This window comes from Nocardia sp. NPDC023852 (assembly GCF_040639505.1).
In the GTDB taxonomy this organism is placed as follows: domain Bacteria; phylum Actinomycetota; class Actinomycetes; order Mycobacteriales; family Mycobacteriaceae; genus Nocardia.
Genome location: NZ_JBFAAB010000006.1, coordinates 130,143 through 146,049 on the forward strand (window position 1 = coordinate 130,143; position 15,907 = coordinate 146,049).

General features: G+C 65.3%; 17 protein-coding genes. 6 read left to right on the forward strand and 11 right to left on the reverse strand.

The annotated features are described in order from the left end of the window. Window positions 1–117: 117 nt before the first annotated feature. On the forward strand, window positions 118–600 hold the full coding sequence (locus AB0H00_RS13140) for a MarR family winged helix-turn-helix transcriptional regulator (RefSeq protein WP_357265250.1): 483 nt from the start codon (window positions 118–120) through the stop codon (window positions 598–600). Window positions 601–621: 21 nt separating this feature from the next. On the opposite strand, the gene AB0H00_RS13145 is transcribed toward AB0H00_RS13140, so the two are convergent. The 3 genes from AB0H00_RS13145 to AB0H00_RS13155 all read right to left on the reverse strand — a co-directional run bounded on the left by AB0H00_RS13145 (window position 622) and on the right by AB0H00_RS13155 (window position 3,793). Beyond that, window positions 622–1,176: a hypothetical protein gene (locus AB0H00_RS13145; RefSeq protein ID WP_357265252.1), complete on the reverse strand. Its 555-nt coding sequence runs from the start codon at window positions 1,174–1,176 to the stop codon at window positions 622–624. Window positions 1,177–1,457: 281 nt separating this feature from the next. Then, window positions 1,458–2,417, reverse strand: a complete 960-nt coding sequence (locus AB0H00_RS13150; RefSeq protein WP_357265254.1) for an alpha/beta fold hydrolase — start codon at window positions 2,415–2,417, stop codon at window positions 1,458–1,460. Beyond that, window positions 2,414–3,793 (reverse strand): NAD(P)-binding domain-containing protein, encoded by a 1,380-nt coding sequence (locus AB0H00_RS13155; protein WP_357265256.1) that lies wholly within the window; start codon window positions 3,791–3,793, stop codon window positions 2,414–2,416. Before AB0H00_RS13155 ends, AB0H00_RS13150 begins: the two co-directional genes overlap by 4 nt. Before the next feature lie 135 nt (window positions 3,794–3,928). Between AB0H00_RS13155 and AB0H00_RS13160 the strand changes: the two genes are divergently transcribed. Beyond that, the gene (locus AB0H00_RS13160) at window positions 3,929–4,552 is read left to right on the forward strand and encodes a TetR/AcrR family transcriptional regulator (protein WP_357265258.1); all 624 of its coding nucleotides are present in this window, start codon (window positions 3,929–3,931) and stop codon (window positions 4,550–4,552) included. 137 nt (window positions 4,553–4,689) lie between these two features. Here AB0H00_RS13160 and AB0H00_RS13165 read toward each other — a convergent pair whose 3' ends face one another. The 4 genes from AB0H00_RS13165 to AB0H00_RS13180 form a co-directional block, all read right to left on the reverse strand. Continuing rightward, window positions 4,690–5,832: a N(5)-(carboxyethyl)ornithine synthase gene (locus AB0H00_RS13165; RefSeq protein ID WP_357265260.1), complete on the reverse strand. Its 1,143-nt coding sequence runs from the start codon at window positions 5,830–5,832 to the stop codon at window positions 4,690–4,692. Between the two features lie 200 nt (window positions 5,833–6,032). After that, window positions 6,033–7,841 (reverse strand): hypothetical protein, encoded by a 1,809-nt coding sequence (locus AB0H00_RS13170; protein WP_357265262.1) that lies wholly within the window; start codon window positions 7,839–7,841, stop codon window positions 6,033–6,035. A 469-nt stretch (window positions 7,842–8,310) separates the two neighbouring features. Beyond that, on the reverse strand, window positions 8,311–8,808 hold the full coding sequence (locus AB0H00_RS13175) for a DUF3237 domain-containing protein (RefSeq protein ID WP_357265264.1): 498 nt from the start codon (window positions 8,806–8,808) through the stop codon (window positions 8,311–8,313). Next, window positions 8,777–9,268: a nuclear transport factor 2 family protein gene (locus AB0H00_RS13180; RefSeq protein ID WP_357265266.1), complete on the reverse strand. Its 492-nt coding sequence runs from the start codon at window positions 9,266–9,268 to the stop codon at window positions 8,777–8,779. Before AB0H00_RS13180 ends, AB0H00_RS13175 begins: the two co-directional genes overlap by 32 nt. On the opposite strand from AB0H00_RS13180, the gene AB0H00_RS13185 reads away from it, so the two are divergent. Together AB0H00_RS13185 and AB0H00_RS13190 are read left to right on the forward strand one after the other, a co-directional pair. After that, window positions 9,166–9,834 (forward strand): phosphopantetheine-binding protein, encoded by a 669-nt coding sequence (locus AB0H00_RS13185; RefSeq protein WP_357265268.1) that lies wholly within the window; start codon window positions 9,166–9,168, stop codon window positions 9,832–9,834. The two genes, AB0H00_RS13180 and AB0H00_RS13185, sit on opposite strands and share 103 nt — an antisense overlap. A 1-nt stretch (window position 9,835) precedes the next feature. Continuing rightward, the gene (locus tag AB0H00_RS13190; RefSeq protein WP_357265270.1) at window positions 9,836–11,371 is read left to right on the forward strand and encodes a potassium transporter; all 1,536 of its coding nucleotides are present in this window, start codon (window positions 9,836–9,838) and stop codon (window positions 11,369–11,371) included. A 93-nt stretch (window positions 11,372–11,464) separates the two neighbouring features. Here AB0H00_RS13190 and AB0H00_RS13195 read toward each other — a convergent pair whose 3' ends face one another. Further along, window positions 11,465–12,271, reverse strand: a complete 807-nt coding sequence (locus tag AB0H00_RS13195; protein WP_357265272.1) for an NmrA family NAD(P)-binding protein — start codon at window positions 12,269–12,271, stop codon at window positions 11,465–11,467. Window positions 12,272–12,449: 178 nt separating this feature from the next. Continuing rightward, window positions 12,450–12,656: a hypothetical protein gene (locus AB0H00_RS13200; protein ID WP_357265274.1), complete on the reverse strand. Its 207-nt coding sequence runs from the start codon at window positions 12,654–12,656 to the stop codon at window positions 12,450–12,452. 292 nt (window positions 12,657–12,948) lie between these two features. Here AB0H00_RS13200 and AB0H00_RS13205 point away from each other — a divergent pair, with 292 nt between their 5' ends. Further along, the gene (locus AB0H00_RS13205; RefSeq protein WP_357265276.1) at window positions 12,949–13,353 is read left to right on the forward strand and encodes a spore-associated protein A; all 405 of its coding nucleotides are present in this window, start codon (window positions 12,949–12,951) and stop codon (window positions 13,351–13,353) included. A 174-nt stretch (window positions 13,354–13,527) separates the two neighbouring features. On the opposite strand, the gene AB0H00_RS13210 is transcribed toward AB0H00_RS13205, so the two are convergent. Both AB0H00_RS13210 and sigJ read right to left on the reverse strand, forming a co-directional pair. Then, window positions 13,528–14,193 (reverse strand): hypothetical protein, encoded by a 666-nt coding sequence (locus AB0H00_RS13210; RefSeq protein ID WP_357265278.1) that lies wholly within the window; start codon window positions 14,191–14,193, stop codon window positions 13,528–13,530. 90 nt (window positions 14,194–14,283) lie between these two features. Continuing rightward, window positions 14,284–15,174 (reverse strand): RNA polymerase sigma factor SigJ, encoded by an 891-nt coding sequence (gene sigJ / locus AB0H00_RS13215; RefSeq protein ID WP_357265280.1) that lies wholly within the window; start codon window positions 15,172–15,174, stop codon window positions 14,284–14,286. A 136-nt stretch (window positions 15,175–15,310) separates the two neighbouring features. On the opposite strand from sigJ, the gene AB0H00_RS13220 reads away from it, so the two are divergent. Continuing rightward, window positions 15,311–15,898, forward strand: coding sequence for an NAD(P)H-dependent oxidoreductase (locus AB0H00_RS13220; protein ID WP_357265282.1), 588 nt, complete (start codon window positions 15,311–15,313; stop codon window positions 15,896–15,898). Window positions 15,899–15,907 lie beyond the last annotated feature (9 nt).

The window sequence follows — 15,907 nt, forward strand, 5'->3', positions numbered from 1 at the left end:
CGCCGAACCGGACACGGTCGAGGACGCGTCGGCGACAACAGTCACATGTGTATGGCACATACGGCATGTATCGTGCACAATTTGATATTGACGTGAGGCACGCGACATAGTGTCGACATGTCCGATTCCGGTCCCGCCGACAGCACACCGCTCACTCGCCTCGCCTTCGAGCTGTCGCTGCTGGCCAGACACTTCCCCGCCGCCCTGCTGCGCCGCCCCGGCTTCCAGCTGGACCGCTCGGCCAATCTGATCCTGACCCGGCTCGAGCTCGACGCCCCGCTGAGCCTGCGCGAGCTGTCCGAGGCGTTTCAGCTCGACATCTCCACGATCAACCGCCAGGTCGGGGCAATGCTCAAACAAGGACTGGTCGACCGAGTGCCCGACCCCGACGGCGGCATCGCCCGCAAGATCCGCGCCAGCGCCAAGGGTCTGGAACTGCTGGCCGCCGATCGAGTACAGAGCCGCCAGGGCATCGGCTCGGTTGTTGCCGACTGGGCCGACGCGGACATCGATCAATTGAGCAGGCTCATAGCGCGATTCAACCAGTCAGTCGAGCACATCGAGGACAACCCTTGGCCGCGCCCACCGGATCTGCGCTGACATGGGGCTCGTGTAGCGGACTCAGGCGGTCGACCGCACTCGGTAGAGCTCGACCCGCAACCATGACGGCGCCAAGCCGCAGGCCAGAAGGAGAATCGCCACCACCGCGGCGGATGCCACCACCGCGGGTGTATTCGACTCGGTCCCTTCCTCGGTGAACGTCAACCAGGGGTACATGGCCACCCATACCCCCGCGAACATGCCAACAAGTTGTGCGAGCAGAACCGGCAGCGCCGTCCGTGCTCGTATCCCTTGCAGTGTGGCCGCCGGCACGCTACCCGCGAACACCGCGCACACCCGACGCCAGCCTGACCAATTCAGTAGCAGTGCGACGATGTCGAAACCCAAAGAGACAAGCGCGATCACCATGGGCGCAGGCGGAGCGAGTAACGACGGGTCGGGCATCATCGGGTTGTCGGTAGTGGCCAAGCCGACGGCCAGCACCACCCCGACCACCGCCGCACCGAACCAGAACACCAACCAGCGCAGCTTGGACTGCGCGAGGGAGAGGGTGGCTCGACGTTGCTCAGGTGACCACGCCTCGTACCAGCCGGGTGCACCAACGGGAATCGTCATGAGCTCCCTCTCGTCCCAGGAACCGGTGCAGTCAGAATATCGAAAATCATTGCGCCACGGACAAATCAGACCTTTCTCGCCATACTCGGTGCCGCGACCGATGAGGTTGATCCCGCTCCAGCCCTCGAGCGAGTTCACCGATAGGCGCGTGATCTGTTACTGCCTATCCGCGACCGCGTCGATGTCGGCGAGGATCACTCGCAGCCCACGGCTACCAGGCTGCGCACGGCGGCCAGAGCGATGCCCGCCGCACCCATCCACGGACCACCGGACATGGGCGGTCATGCCGACTCCCCGTCCACTCGAACCGTGTCCTCTACCGCCGCACCGCCGAGCAGTTTTCTCCGCAGGAAATGCAGTTGGTGCTCCACGGCCGGTTCGAAGAATTCTTTACCGTCGAAAACATCGAAGTGGTCACACGGATAATGGCGGACTTCGGCGCGCGCCTTGAACGCCGCCTTTGCCGCCGCCCGCGGTGGCGCCGCGCGATCGAAGTCGGCGATCTGGACCAGTACCGGTGCGCCGATACGGTCCACCCACCGGTCGGCGCGGTAACTGCCGAGTTCGACGCCGACGGAAGCATCGACCTCGTTGCGCCAGGACGGACCGGCCAGCGAGAGGTAGCTCTCGTAGTAACCGTCGGCCGTCAGCGCGGCGCGTTCACCCGGCAGACCGACCAGCGGCATCAAGGTCCGAGGTCGGCCAGCACGACCGGCAAGCGCACTGCGCACACTCGCGACCGTCGACCTCGCGACAGCACCCACACCGACCTGCGTCAGCGCGTATCGCCCAGCCGCCAAACCGTTGACGAGCGGGACAACGGCGATGACCGCGCATACATCCACGCGGTCGGTGGCGACCATCATGGCATGCCCGCCGGATTGGGAAATACCCCACAGCACGATGCGATTCGGGTCGACTCCCGGCTGCCGAGCGGCCGCTGAGACGGCGGCACGATAGTCCTCGATCTGTCCGGACATCGACACCTTCTGCCGCGGCTCCCCCGCCGAGGTGCCGAAGCCGCGGTAGTCGAAGGCGAAGACCGCCAGTCCGGCATCGGAGAAGCGCTGCGCGAAGGCTTCGAGCCCGGAATCCTTTGTGCCGCCGAAACCGTGGGCCATGACCACCACCGGCCGGCCCGTGGACCGATCGAAAAGGCTCGGCTGGTCTGAAATGAAACTCCACGCGTCACAGATGACTCCGTTCGAATCGAAGCTCACCTGCCGATAACTCGTGTTCACTTCCGAACCCCCGTCGGCACGTCGAGCGCTTCAGCCACCCGCGCCCACCGCGGTGGACCTTGGGTGCGGGCACGGCGGGCCCCGGCCGGTATCTCACGAACCCGCATGTCGTGTTCATAGAGGAAGTAGTCGACCTGTTGCGTGTGCCGGGGCCGATCCAGCATGTGCCCGGTGTAGCGCTGCTGGTCTGCGACTATGACGCGGTGCATTTCGTCCGGTGACGGCAACCGGTACCGGCCCACGGCGTAGGCCCCGATGAGGCGAGCCTGACATTCCACGAACGGGAACAGCGTCGGCGTCGCCTGAGCGAAGCCGGCGAAGACCAGATCATCGATACCGGGTGCGAACATCCGCTTATACAAGTCGATTCGGTTGTTCGGAGCGCTGACGAAGTCGGGATCGAAGAATGGGAAGCTGATGTTGTATCCGGTGGCGTAGACGATGACGTCGAAGTCGTCGGAGGTCCCGTCTGCGAAGTGCACGGTTTTTCCGTCCAGCCGGGCAATATCGGGCTTGGGGACCACGTCGCCCGAGCCGAGCCGTAGCGGCAGTTCCACCGATTGCGTCGGATGCGCCTCGAAAAACTTGTGGTTGGGCGTAGGGAGCCCGTACATCTCCGGCCGGCCCGCGGCGAGTGGTTGACCCCATTGCCCGATCTTGCGCTGCCAGGAGAACGGAATGTAGGGACTTGTGCGGTAGTACTTGTCGGCCGGGCGACCCGCGATGTACTTCGGCACGATCCAGGCGCCGGACCGGGTCGATAGCGTCAGCTTGGTACCGAGCGCCTTCGACGAGAGTTCGACCGCGATATCGGCGGCGCTGTTACCGAGTCCCACGACGAGGATTCGCTGGTCGGTGAAGTCCAGCGGAGTCCGAGGATCGATGTAGTGGTGCGCGTGGAGCGTCTCGCCGGTGAACTCACCCGGGAAGTCGGGATAGCGCGGATCCCAGTGGTGGCCGTTGGCAACCACCAGCAGGTCGAAGCGCCGGACCTCGCCGCGCTCGGTCTCCAGTTCCCATCCGCCGCCGGAAAGGCGGCGGGCGTGCTCGACACTGTTCTGGAATTCGATGGCCCTCGTGAGATCGAACGCCGCGCAATAGTCGTCGAGGTACTGCTTTATCTGCGAATGGTGCGGGAAGTCCGGATAGTCCTCTGGCATCGGGAAGTCGCGGAAAGACAACTGATGCTTGGAGGTGTCGATGTGCAGCGAACGGTAGGCGCTGCTGCGCCCATTCGGGTTACCGAATGCCCAGTTACCGCCGATCCGGTCGGACGATTCGAAGCACACATACGGCACGCCGTAGTCGTTGAGCATCTTGCCCGCGGTCAAACCGCTGATGCCGGCCCCGATGACCGCTGTCCGCGGTTGATACATCCTCAATCCCTTCACGCCAGGTGTAGACAGATTGCATATTCTGTCTACCAGTAGTCAGATTCTCAGATCTGTCCACTCTTTGCTACGGTTTTCGCGAAACCCGGTGGTTCCGGCGCTCTACCGAAAGCGAGGCGCGTGACCGAGGCACCAACAGCCACAGTGGTGGATCGACTACTCGACGCCGCCCAGAAGCTACTGGCAAACAAGGGAATCCGCGCCACCACCGTCATCGAGGTCGCCGAGGAGGCGGGCGTCTCGCGCGCATGGCTGTACCGGCATTTCCCGGACAAGGTGTCACTGCTGGGTGCGGCGATCGTGCGGCTGACCGACACATTCTGGAACGACGCGAGGGCCGAACTCGACACCATCGGCACGTTCGCCGAGCAAGTCGCCGCAGGGGTCCGCATCGGGCGCGGCGCCTACGACGACCCCGGCGCGCTGCTCATGCGGCTCCGCATCTCCGAACCGGAGGAGTTCGCGGCGTGCGCGGGCGCCGGTGTCTCCGGCCTCGTGCCTGATCTCGCCGCCTTCTGGCGACCCTACGTCGAAACCGCAGCGGCCCGCGGTGAGATCCACCCCGGCCATGACCTCGCCGAGGTCTCCGAGTGGGTGGCTCGGTTCCTGATCAGCGTGGGCACGGTGCCGGGCGAGACGATCGATCCCGACGACAACGCGGCAGTCCTGCGCTATGTGCGGCGTTACGTTCTACCCGCACTGCAGGCAAACCCGGCGCTGCCCGGCAATCCGTCGACCTACTGACCTGAAGCCGAATATAAGTTCGCACCGCCGTCGGACTTCGCCCACGTCGATAACCATGAGTACTGCGAAGGCATTGGCGGTAGAAGCACGCATGATGGCGGTCGGCGCGCCTGGTGACCGCAGTCCTAAGCGTCCGATCAGGCGACTGCGTACGGGTAGGCAGCGGCACGGCCCTGGAACGAGAGGATCCGTGGGTTTTGGACGTGGCCCGCACGGATCTCGATCGCACGCCGGACCGTCGCACTGCCGTCCCAGGCGTCGGGACCGGCCATCACGATCGGCAGGTAATCCAGCAGCGCCTCGGAATTCTCCCAGGTGGCGGAGTTCCACAAGTAGGAGGGGCTGTGGTCGACGCCGTAGTAGTACAGGTCATCGCCGACGGTGAACATCGGGTCCGCGAACGATGTCGGACGAGCCCACTCGAAGCCCATTCCCTCGTCACACGAGACATCGATGAACAGTGTTCCGCGAGGGAACAGGTGTAGATCCTCGTCCAGCACGAACAGCAGCGGCTCCTCGGTGTCCTGCAGAATGCAGTTGACGACCACGTCGTATTGGGCCAACATCTCCGCCAGCGGCCCCGGTTCCGGCGCCTTCAGGGCCAGGGTTCGGCTCGGGTTCCGTGGGTCGCGCTCGAACTGCCGCATCCGCACCGACGCGAACGGCGAGGCAACCGCCGAGACGCTGCGCTGCGTCAGCACCGTCACGTCACTGATCCCGAGCGCCGAGAGCGCGCGGACAGCGCCGCGGGCGGTGGAACCGAAGCTGATAACGGCCGCTCGCAACCGTCGACCGTAGTCCCCGGTGGTCCCCCGCAGCTGCAGGGCGTGCAGGACCGAGCAGTAGCCGGCCAGCTCGTTGTTCTTGTGGAAGACGTGGAGGCTGAAGTTGCCCTCCTTCGTCCAGTGGTTCATCGCCTCCCAGGCGATCAGGGTCAGGCCGCGATCGACTGCCAGCTGGGTCATTCGCGCGTCCTGTACGCAGTGCGGCCACCCCCACACGACCTGCCCGGGGCGCAGGTTCTCGAGGTCCTCAGCCAGCGGCTTCGGCAACAGCAGCACGTCGCACTCGGCGAACAACTCCTCGCGCGTACGGTGCCCGGCAACCAGCGACGCCAGCCGCTCATCGGAGTAACCGAACCGGTCCCCGTAGCCGCGTTCGAGGAAAACACCGCCGCGAAGCCCCGGGTCGATCCGGTTGAAGTGCGCCGGGTGGATCGCCAGCCGATGCTCGTCCTCTTTGCGAGAGGTTGCTACGACGCCGATCGTTAGTTGTTTCACCAAAGGAGTCTACGCGCGGCCGAATGCGCGCGGGCTGTCGCAGACGCTTCGAGTCCTGACTCCAAGCGCAGCAGCCCGCCACCGGGCCGCCGGGGCTGATTCGGCGCGAACGACGCAAGCATCAGTCTCGGAGCGCCAATGGTTCGTCGAGTTCGGACTCCCGCCTAAGTGCGCGAACGAACTCCGCACGGCTGTCTCGTTCATACGCGGCGCACAGCGCTTCCGCGCGCGATCGCCGAGCGGTTGGTGAGCCAGACGGGAGAGACCGCGGAGGGCACAGCAGGCTCGTCATCCGTGATCGGTACCTGATCATCGCCGATGTAGTCCAAGTCGTGCGCGGCGATCCGCGCGCGATCGATTCCTCGCTCAGACGATTTGTGATCGGCGATCGGATGCGCGGTCGCTTGCGCTGATTCCGGCTCGTCGGCCGCGTGTGGCGCCGTCGCGGCAGGGGTGGTGTCTCCGGTTTCGCGGGCGATCGGTGACGTGTCTTCGGCCGCGATCGGTGCGTTCTGGACGGCGCGCGGCGCGCGATCGGTTTCGCGCGCGATCAGTGCGCGGTCGTCGTCCGGGCGCGCGGAGATCGGCTCTCCCATGGCGCGCGCGATCGATTCGGGGTGTGCCTCGGCGGTCTCCGCGCGCGTGACATGTTTGTCTTCCGCCGCTGCGGAAGCAGGGGCGCTCCACTCGTGCTCGACCGAATCGGAGCGCTCCGCCGGCGGCACAGGCGGCGACTGCCCGCTGATCTGTATGTGGGCGAGCGTCTGCCGCAACGCCGCCTCCAGCCTCGCGTCCAGATGAGCCTCACCCGCGTCGGCCTCGGCAGACGCTTCCCGGCCGCCCGGGGCCCCTCCGAAGGTCGGCTCGGCCGCTGGGGTCGGCGTTGTGGCCAGCACCAGCTCGGTGATCATCTGCTCGGACATCGCGGCAGCGGGATCTGCGGTGGACGCCGCGATCTGCGTCCCGGCGGTGGGGTGCTCCGCGGTGGCAGCTGGAGTGCTCCGTTCGCGCTCGACGGTATCGGCACGATGCCACACCGGGAGAGCCCGCGCCGCGGAGACCTCCTCAGCGTCGGCCGGTTGCTCTGTAGCACCAGCGGAGTGCTCCGAAGCGCGGCCAGCGGCCGTGGGCTGCGCGGTGAGGATGCCCGGCAGGATCTGGTTCCCGGCGCCGCCGACCTGGGTGAGCGCCGCGAGCCGGGCCTGCAGGTCTTCATGGTCGGGCACGGCAGCAGTCGCCTGCTCGATCGCACGTCCGTACCGCTCGGCGACGAGCCGGTGGGTGACGAGCGCGACGCCGATCATGATCGGCGCGATCGCGTGGATCCCGATACCGGTCGCGTCGCCTACCTTGATGTAGGGGAAGGTATTCAGCGCGATGCTCGCTGTCAGCAGAACGCCCTCGACGGTGTAGATCTGCCACAGTCTGTCGATCACACCCCACTCGGCGGTATCGCCGGTGGACAGCATCAGCGCGACAAGTACCGCGCTGATCAAGGCTTCCAAGCCGTAGGACAACCACCACATCGGGTTGGCTATGCCGCCGGTCGGCGCGATGTTCTGCTGCACGGTGACCGCGGAGAACAGCATCGAGAACGCCACGACACCGGCGAGCAACCCCAGCACACGCGGCTTGCGCTGGTGCAGACGGGCCACTTTCGCGTGCGGGCTGCTGCTGCGTCGCTGCTCCCCGATCGCCTCCGCGGCGCGCAGCAGGTCCGCGGCTTCGCGTTCGGCCAAGGCGGCCGCCGTGCGGCGTACCCGCTCCGCGGCATCGGCGGCCGCCTGGATACGTGCACGGTGCTCATAACGTTCGTGGTCACGCACGAGCTCGGCCAACTCGCGGGAGGCGGCGAGCTCACGTTCCGACAACGCTTCCAGCAGAGCCGGATCACCCTGGTGCGCCAACCGCTCATGCGCAATCTGCACCCGGTCCGGCAGCGCGCCGGCCACCAAATCGTCCACTGGCGGCGCCGCGGCGGGCGAGAGGGTTGTGAAACGACGGATCATCAGCAAGAACCTTTCCGATGATGGAGTGTTCCAGATTCAGCGAGCCAGAACGACATCCGGCCGTCGATGTCCCTCTGTCGAGCACGACGAGCCACCTCAGCCGCGACGAGGATGCCGCTCAATGAGAACAGCGGCGTCGGGGAAGACCACGCCGCCGCTGATCCGGCGCGATGACATCGGTGTTGCTGCCCGAGTCGAAACGGATGCACTCGGGCGGTCGATTTTCGTATGACATGTCCTGCAATGATTCTGGTGACTGACGCGGGAATCCGGACGCTGCCGAGAGCATGCTGCGGTCCGCGCTGCGGAGAAAGTTGTTTTCGGCGACCCAGAGGCGCTCGATCGGCTGGGTGCGCATTTCGGTCTTACCTTCGAGCCATAACGTCCACTGGTTGCTGCGCGACTTCGAGGACCAGGATGGGACGGGTGCGCCCAGGTTTCTCGGCACGGACACACGGTGGTGCGCGCGTCACAGCACGTATTCGACGTGGTAGGCGACACCGCCGTCTACCATGTATCCCGTTCCGATGGCGACGACGTCGTTGAGCCAGGCATAGCGGGTTGATCCGGTTTCGAACAGCGGATTCGTACGGAAGTAGTACTGCGCCGGGTCGATCTGGTGTCGAGTCGTGGGGTCGGCCATCCTGGATTGGATCTGCGGGGGGATCACACAGCGGCCTTGGTAGGTCATGTGCACCAGCTCGTCGTCATCGGTGCGCAGAGTCACCCGGACATCGAGCATCATCGTCCCATCGGGTCGGAACAATGCCCAGTCGCCGCCACCGGCGACCACGTCGCCGCGTAGCCTGGGACCCTCGAACGATCCGCCGGCGGCGCCGAAGAGCACACGGCGGCCGAGCGGGCCGCGATCGCCGAAGTTCAGTTGCGGGCTCAGATCCACAACGATATCGAAAAGAGCTGCGGTCCTGATTGTCTCAACGGTCTTGATGCGCGCGTCCGTCGTCATTGCCGGGGTCCTTCCGTGTCGATTCCGGGACTGGTAGCGCCGAACAGAGCGCGCCGCACCGCATCGGTGGGCACCCCCAACTGCGCGCACAGAACGGGCAGGTCGAAGAAGAACCGTTCAATGGCGATAGGTCGTCGGCGAAGGAGAATCCTGTGAATACTGGCACCTCGGCATGGTCTCCGCTGGGGATGTCCTGGAAACCCTTGCCGGTCATGGTGATTCGCGAGGTGCCCGAACAAACCGGCGTCTCGCCGTCGTCTCCGTGGCCTGCCGGATCGACGTGACAATCCGGAAAAATGGCGAAGAATCGAGTCAGTGCCAGCCGGTCCGCCGCCACTCCGCGGGCCGTGGTTCCGAATGCCGGATTCTCCAACACCACGTCAGGGTGAAGCAGCCGCAGTGCCCCGGAGACATCCTGTTGGATCTTCGCGACAGCCAAAGCTTGGGCGAGCTCGAACATGCGGGGACTGTACATCATCACATCGCCATCGTCCTGGTGATCGCGGGGCAGCTCGCCGCCGCACCGGAGGACCAACGGAATGGTCTGATGCTCGGATTCGTGCGAGAACTCGCCGCAGCGGTGCTAGGGTACCCGTCTGCCAAGGCCGTCGGGCCCGACCCTTCAAGGACCTGGGATCCGATTCATTCGGCAGTGTCGACCTGCGCAATCGGCTCGCCGAGGCGGCGGGTATGCAACTGCCTGCGTCGCTGGTGTTCGATTACCCGAACGCCGGCGCTGAGGTGAAATTCCTGCGCTCACGGTTGGAGGCCACGTCGAAACATTGGCGGGTGACGACCAGTTCGCCTCGCTCCGATCGCTGTTCGCGACGAGGTCGTCCACTCGAGATGTCGTCCACTCGAGACGAGGAGTGCCTGGCCGAGCGGATCCGCTCGATACTGGCCGAAGTACTCGAAGACCGCGAATCCGCGGCTCGCGGCGACCGCGTCGCCGTCGAGAGGGCATCCAACGCCGACGAGCCCTTCGTATCCTCATCGACCAGCAAATTTCAACGAAGTAAGGAATGACATGACGCACAACGACCCGGGCATGATCGAGATGTCCGACGACACACGGTCACTGCATTCGGGGGTCGAGATGTCCACCGAAGTCGTACGTTGCGACGTCGCTGTCGTCGGTGCGGGCCAGACCGGAATCAATGCACTGTTCGTCGCCGGCCAATACCTGTCCCGTGACCAGAAACTCGTCCTGATCGACAGCCGAAAACGCGGTGGGGGAATGTGGCTCGACGCGTACCCGTACGTGCGACTCCACCAGCCGCATCGGCTGTTCACCGCGGGCAACATCAAATGGACCCTCGATCGGGCCCGCTCCTATCTGGCGACGGGAAACGAGGTCCTCGACCATCTCGAGCACTGCCTCGACGTCATAAGACAACAGGTACGCCTCGAGGAGTTCTTCGGGTGGACGTTCGACACCCACGAGGAGATCGACGGTATCGTCCGTGTCAGATGCAGCTCCGAGGATGGCCGGCATCTGGTCATCGAGACGAAGCGGCTGATCAAGGCCTACGGTCACCGCATCGTGCCCAATGACCCGCTCACCGTGTCAAGCAAACGTGTCCGGTCCGTGTCCCCCAATTCCTGGGATATGCGCGGCGCGGAGATGCGGGCAAGCGACGCCCCGGTGTGGGTCATCGGTGGCGGTAAGACCGGTATGGACACGGCCGACGCGCTGATCACGGACTATCCCGAACGGGAAGTCAACCTCGTCGCAGGCTCCGGGACATGGTTCTTGAGCCGTGAACGCTGCTTCCCAGCCGGAGCCCGGCGATGGTGGAGCGGCACGTCGATAACAAATATCATCAGAGAGGCCGCGCTGCGTTTCGACGGGACAAACGAGACGGACGTCGACACGTGGATGCGTACTCGATACGGAACATGGCTGACGCCCCACGCAAGCAACTTCAGGTTTGCCGTCCTGTCCGAATTCGAGAACGACAGGATTGCCGCCGGCCTGAATCAGGTGGTGATGGACTACGTGGTGGATGCCGTCGACCGCAACGGTGCGACCGAGCTGGTATTCCGCAGCGGCGCAACAAAGCCGATCGCGCCGGGTAGTTGGATCGTGAACTGCACCGGCTACATCCTGCAGGACCACCACCCCTACGAGCCGTATCTTTCCCCTGGTGGCGCCGTCCTGTCGATACATACGCGGTCGGCGACGCTCACCATCCAGTCGTACATGGCGTACTTCATGACGCATCTGTTGTTCCTGGGCAAGGTAGGCGAAATCCCGCTATACGAACTCGACATGGTGGATCTGGCGAAGAAGTCGACTGCGGCATTCCACCCTACGGCGATATCGCTCTCCCACTACAACGCGGGCCTCATCGCCGATGGTGTACCAGCTCGGGTACTCCTGGACTTCGGACTCGACCAAGACCGCTGGTACCCGCTGCCGCGCCGGGCGGCGAACATTGCGCGGCACGCGCTCGGGCGGCACCGGATACACCGCGACCATCATCGCCGCACCCTGGACACCGTCCGTGACAGGTTCGATGTTCGTTGCGGGCCGCTGGAAATCTTCTCTGCCGGAAAGTAGTTCCCACGGCGCGACCGATCACAAGCGGTACGCATGTGCCGGGCTCGGGGTTTCGCTCCGAGCCGAGCAGCCACAAAGCAGATCGTTCGGCGCTCAGAAACGATCTTTGTGTTCCGTCACCCATTCCGCGAAAGTGCGGGCGGGCCGACCGAGTATCCGCTCAACGGTGCCATCCGGAGTCCGCGCGGACTCCGGCGGATCGGCGTACCAGCCGACGACGTACTCGGCGTCGGCCCGCGACACCCCTGTCTGCTGTAGCCGCTCGATGGCCTGCTCATTGCTGATCTGTTCGAACGCGAGGTCCCGGCCTAGCGCGGCGGCGACCATCGCGACGCGCTCCCTCGTGGTCAGCGCCTGCGGTCCGTTGAGGTTGTACGCCCGGCCCGCGTGCCCGTCTTCGACCAGGGCGGTCGCGGCCACCGCGCCGATATCGGCCTCGTGCACAATCGCACTGGGGAAGTCGAAAGGCTCACGCACCACGGCCTCGGCTCGGATCGAGTCGACCCAGGTGAGTGCGTTGGACATGAACTCCTGCGGCTCGAGCCTCGTCCAGTCCACACCCGAGTCCGCGACCGCGGTTTCCGCGGGGCCGACGTACCCGCCCCACAGGATGGTGATCCGCTCGACGCCGGCGGACACCGCCCGGCGGACCAACTCTGGTCCGGTCTCGGCCACTCCGGCGGTCACGGTGATGTGCAGCCCGGTGACGCCGTCCAGCGCGGCGTCGAGTGTGCCCGGCTCGGTGTGGGTGCCCGCCACCAATTCCACATTCGCAGGCAGCAAATTCGCGGCGCGCTGTGGATCGCGGGTCAGCGCACGCACTGCACGACCCCTCCGCAGCAGCTCGGCCACCACGTGCCGTCCGGTGTTTCCCGTCGCGCCCGTTACCAATATCGTCACAGTGAGCTCCTTTCCGAGCGCAACGCTATAACCTCAACAAGCATTGAGGTCAAGCGATGTTCGCCGGCGATACCGCGTTCGGGCGCGAGTGACTACTTCGCTACCAGTCATCGGCTGGTGCGGCTGGTTTCGTGGCTCAGCTGCCGATGGGGTCGGTCGGGCATTCCGGAGGTGGAGGCTAGAGCGACCATCTGTTGTCCTCGTCACGGTCCCGCCATGGCACACCGAACGGGCCATGGTCCGCGAAGTTCGGCAGATCGAGGATGTCGTGACTGTCACGGGCGGCGGAGTGTTGCCACTGATGGGCCTTTCCCTTGGAGATGCCGTCGCTCAGAGAGAGCCGCACCGCGACCGTCAGCAGCTCACGATCAGCGATCCGACACAAGCCAACACGCAACGGATTCACGGCCCCGGTCGGCCGGGATCGCAGATCGCGACGACAAACTACTGACGCAGAGGAAATCACTCTCGGGCGGTGCGAGTCGGTTGCGGTCGTCCGAGACTTCCACGGACAGCCAGAGGGAACGGGAAATTTCGAAACAGAGTGAACCATCATGTGGTGCACAGCGTTTCTTCTTGTAAGCCCTCGACGGTGTGTCAATAGCGTCGAGCGCCGTTCGGAGATCTTGCGCTACCCGCGTACGCGAGACTGCACGTCAAGAAGAAGAGGTTTCTACGTGATCAACGCCAAGAAGACAATTGCCGTGTGTGCGAGCGTAATCGGAATCACTGCCGGGATGGCGGTATTCCTCCCCGCGACGGCATCCGCGGCAACCTACGGTGGTCAGTGCGGCAAGGGCTATGACGTGATCGATTCGCGCGACCTCGCCGGTGGCACCGCCTTTCTGACCTTCAACGGTAAGAACAATTGCGTTGTCACCGTCCGGGACCAGCCGGGGAAACCCGTGCGGATGGGCGCCGGGCTCCGGCGGTCAGGGGATAGTCGCGCCGTAGTCGTCGACGACGCCAAATACACCGAGTTCGCGGGTCCGGTGAAGGTCGAGGCAAAGGGCGAATGCATCGACTGGGGCGGCCTCATCGGTGACGACGAGTGGCAGGCATTCAAAGTGCACTGCGGCTGAACGGCACAAACCCGATGGATCGGGGCTGATCTCGAGGTGGGTAGTCGGTCCCGCTGTTTTCAGGCCCAGGCCGACGCCCACGCCTCGCGAATAAATTCCGGCGCTCGCTCGTGTCCCGCGCGATGCTCGAGCCAGCCCGTGTTTCAGAAGTGGTGGGGTAGTGCCCGTACCTGCTCAAACCAGGCCGGTACGGGCTCGTGCGTACGCGATGATGTTCTCCGCGTAGGCCGACTCGTCCCGGTCCGCGAGGCACGCCCGGAGTTGGATGAATGCGTCGTCCAATTGCGGTCCTGGTCCGCGCTCGGCGAGCAGGACGACGATCGCCTCCCAGGTCGCGATCCGCGGTTCCGGGTCGGCCAACAGTTCGTCGAGGTACCGATCCGGTTCCAGCAGCCGGAGCGCCCGGCGGGCGTAGGCGTGCACGCGCCGGGGCAGCTCGGCGCGGATGGCGTCGACGTCTGCCTGCAGCGCGGGCCGGCCTGGTTGTGTCGGGTCGAGCCGCAGGGACCACAACTCGGTCAGGTCATCCGGCATGCCGTGGTCGTCGATCAGGCCTGGGCCGGTCGCCTGCTCGAGCGGCGTGAGCGCAAGACCCAGCTGCGCGTTGCGCCAGTTCCGAAATTCCCACCAGGCAGTCGGTGTAGCGCTCAGGCACAGGCCGAATTCGAGTACCTGCTGCCCGCCTGTCCAGGTGCGCAGTGTCCGGGTGCGGCCGACCGACGCCACACCCCCCGGCATGACTCGCACCCACTTTGCCTCCGAGCCGTGAAAGCCATACTGCTGCAGCAGCTTCCCCGCCTCGCGCATCAGTCGGCGCAGCGCCGAGTCCGGTCCGACCATGCCAGCAGACTAGCGGCACACACCGACACACGCGGAACAGCAAGCATCCCAACGTATTTCGTTTCCTCGCCGTCGCGTGATCACCGCAGTTCAGCCCGCTTTCCATGGCCGTAGTTTCTCCGGATTGCGGATCGCCCAGATGCGAGTGACCCTGTCGTCGGCGATGTCGAAGGCGTAGACCGACACGATGGTGTCGGCGAGCTGCGCCACCAGGCCGGGTTGGCCGTTCACCGTGCGCTCGAGCAGCGTCACCTCGGGGCCTAGGGCGGCGATTTCGATCCAGGCGCGGGCGATCTGCTCGCCGCCGGTAATCGGGTGGCGGAAAGCCGGAGCCAGGCCGCCGCTGTCGGCAGTCGCGGTCGCGTGCGGATCGAGCAAATTGATCAGGGTCTCGATATCCCTCGTCTCCCAGGCTCTTTTGAAGTCCCTGACCACCTCGGCACGCTGGGTGCTCGACGGGCCCTGCGACGTACGGATGCGGCGGCGGGCGCAGGAGGCGAGCTGGCGGCAGGCCGCGGGGGTGCGCCCAACGATGTCGGCGACCTCGGCGAAGGAGTAGCGGAAGACATCGTGCAGGACAAACGCCACCCGCTCGGCCGGCGTCATGGAATCCAGCACGACGAGGAAGGCCATACTGATCGACTCGTCGAGGGTGACCCGGTCGGCGGGATCGCAGGGGGCGGGACCACCGAGCCATTCGGAACGGTCGGGTACCGGCTCCGGAATCCATTCGCCCACGTACCGCTCCCGCCTGGCTCGCGCCGAACCGAGCAGATCGAGGCAGATGCGGCCGGCGACCGTTGTCAGCCAGGCGCCGGGCGCCGCCACATCCTGCCGCTGCCGCTCGGATAACGCGTACCAGCGCGCGTAGGTCTCCTGCACCACGTCCTCGGCCTCGGCCAGCGAGCCGAGCAGCCGGTAGGCGAGATTGATCAGCTGACGGCGTTCGCTGATCACCGAGCGCAGGTTCGGATCGGTCATGGTGTCGGCTCCTTCGGTCGATGCGGCCCTCACCTGATCGACGAAACAGCGACCCGAATTGTGAGACGGCCTGACATTCCAGCCGGCTGCGTCGTCGGAAGGCCGTGACACTTTCAGCAGAGCAGGAGTTCCGGACATGATCAGAATCGGCATCATTCTCGGCAGTACCCGGCCCAACCGCAACGGTCCGCAGGTCGCCCGGTGGGTTCTGGACACGGCATCGCGTCGCGGCGACGCCGAGTTCGAACTGATCGACCTGCGCGACCACCCGCTACCGCATCTGGACGAGCCGGTCGCGCCGATGTTCGGCCCCTCCGTACATGAGCACACCCGCGCCTGGGCCGAGCGGATCGCCCCGTTCGACGGGTTCGTGATGGTGACCCCTGAGTACAACCACTCCGCCCCCGGAGTGCTGAAGAACGCCATCGACCACTTGTTCGCGCAGTGGGCCGACAAGGCGGTCGGATTCGTCTCCTACGGCGCGGGTGGCGGCGTCCGCGCGGTGGAGCATCTGCGACTGGTCTGCAGCGCGCTGCGCATGGCCGATGTGAGCCACCAGGTCGCGATTTCGGTGCTCACCGATTTCGAGAACTACACCGTCTTCACACCGGGCGACCACCACACCACAGCTCTGAACACGCTGCTGGATCAGGTCCTCGCATGGAGCGCCGCGCTCGCACCGTTACGGCGGGCCGGCGCCGAAACCACTCTCATCAATTCCTGAGGAGCCGAT

Excerpts from the sequence above, each read along its gene's own strand:
- AB0H00_RS13140 (WP_357265250.1), top strand. The coding sequence starts at position 118 with ATGTCCGATTCCGGTCCCGCCGACAGCACACCGCTCACTCGCCTCGCC.
- AB0H00_RS13145 (WP_357265252.1), bottom strand. The coding sequence starts at position 1,176 with ATGACGATTCCCGTTGGTGCACCCGGCTGGTACGAGGCGTGGTCACCT.
- AB0H00_RS13155 (WP_357265256.1), bottom strand. The coding sequence starts at position 3,793 with ATGTATCAACCGCGGACAGCGGTCATCGGGGCCGGCATCAGCGGTTTG.
- AB0H00_RS13170 (WP_357265262.1), bottom strand. The coding sequence starts at position 7,841 with ATGATCCGTCGTTTCACAACCCTCTCGCCCGCCGCGGCGCCGCCAGTG.
- AB0H00_RS13175 (WP_357265264.1), bottom strand. The coding sequence starts at position 8,808 with ATGACGACGGACGCGCGCATCAAGACCGTTGAGACAATCAGGACCGCA.
- AB0H00_RS13185 (WP_357265268.1), top strand. The coding sequence starts at position 9,166 with ATGCCGGATTCTCCAACACCACGTCAGGGTGAAGCAGCCGCAGTGCCC.
- AB0H00_RS13180 (WP_357265266.1), bottom strand. The coding sequence starts at position 9,268 with ATGTTCGAGCTCGCCCAAGCTTTGGCTGTCGCGAAGATCCAACAGGAT.
- AB0H00_RS13190 (WP_357265270.1), top strand. The coding sequence starts at position 9,836 with ATGACGCACAACGACCCGGGCATGATCGAGATGTCCGACGACACACGG.
- AB0H00_RS13210 (WP_357265278.1), bottom strand. The coding sequence starts at position 14,193 with ATGGTCGGACCGGACTCGGCGCTGCGCCGACTGATGCGCGAGGCGGGG.
- sigJ (WP_357265280.1), bottom strand. The coding sequence starts at position 15,174 with ATGACCGATCCGAACCTGCGCTCGGTGATCAGCGAACGCCGTCAGCTG.
- AB0H00_RS13220 (WP_357265282.1), top strand. The coding sequence starts at position 15,311 with ATGATCAGAATCGGCATCATTCTCGGCAGTACCCGGCCCAACCGCAAC.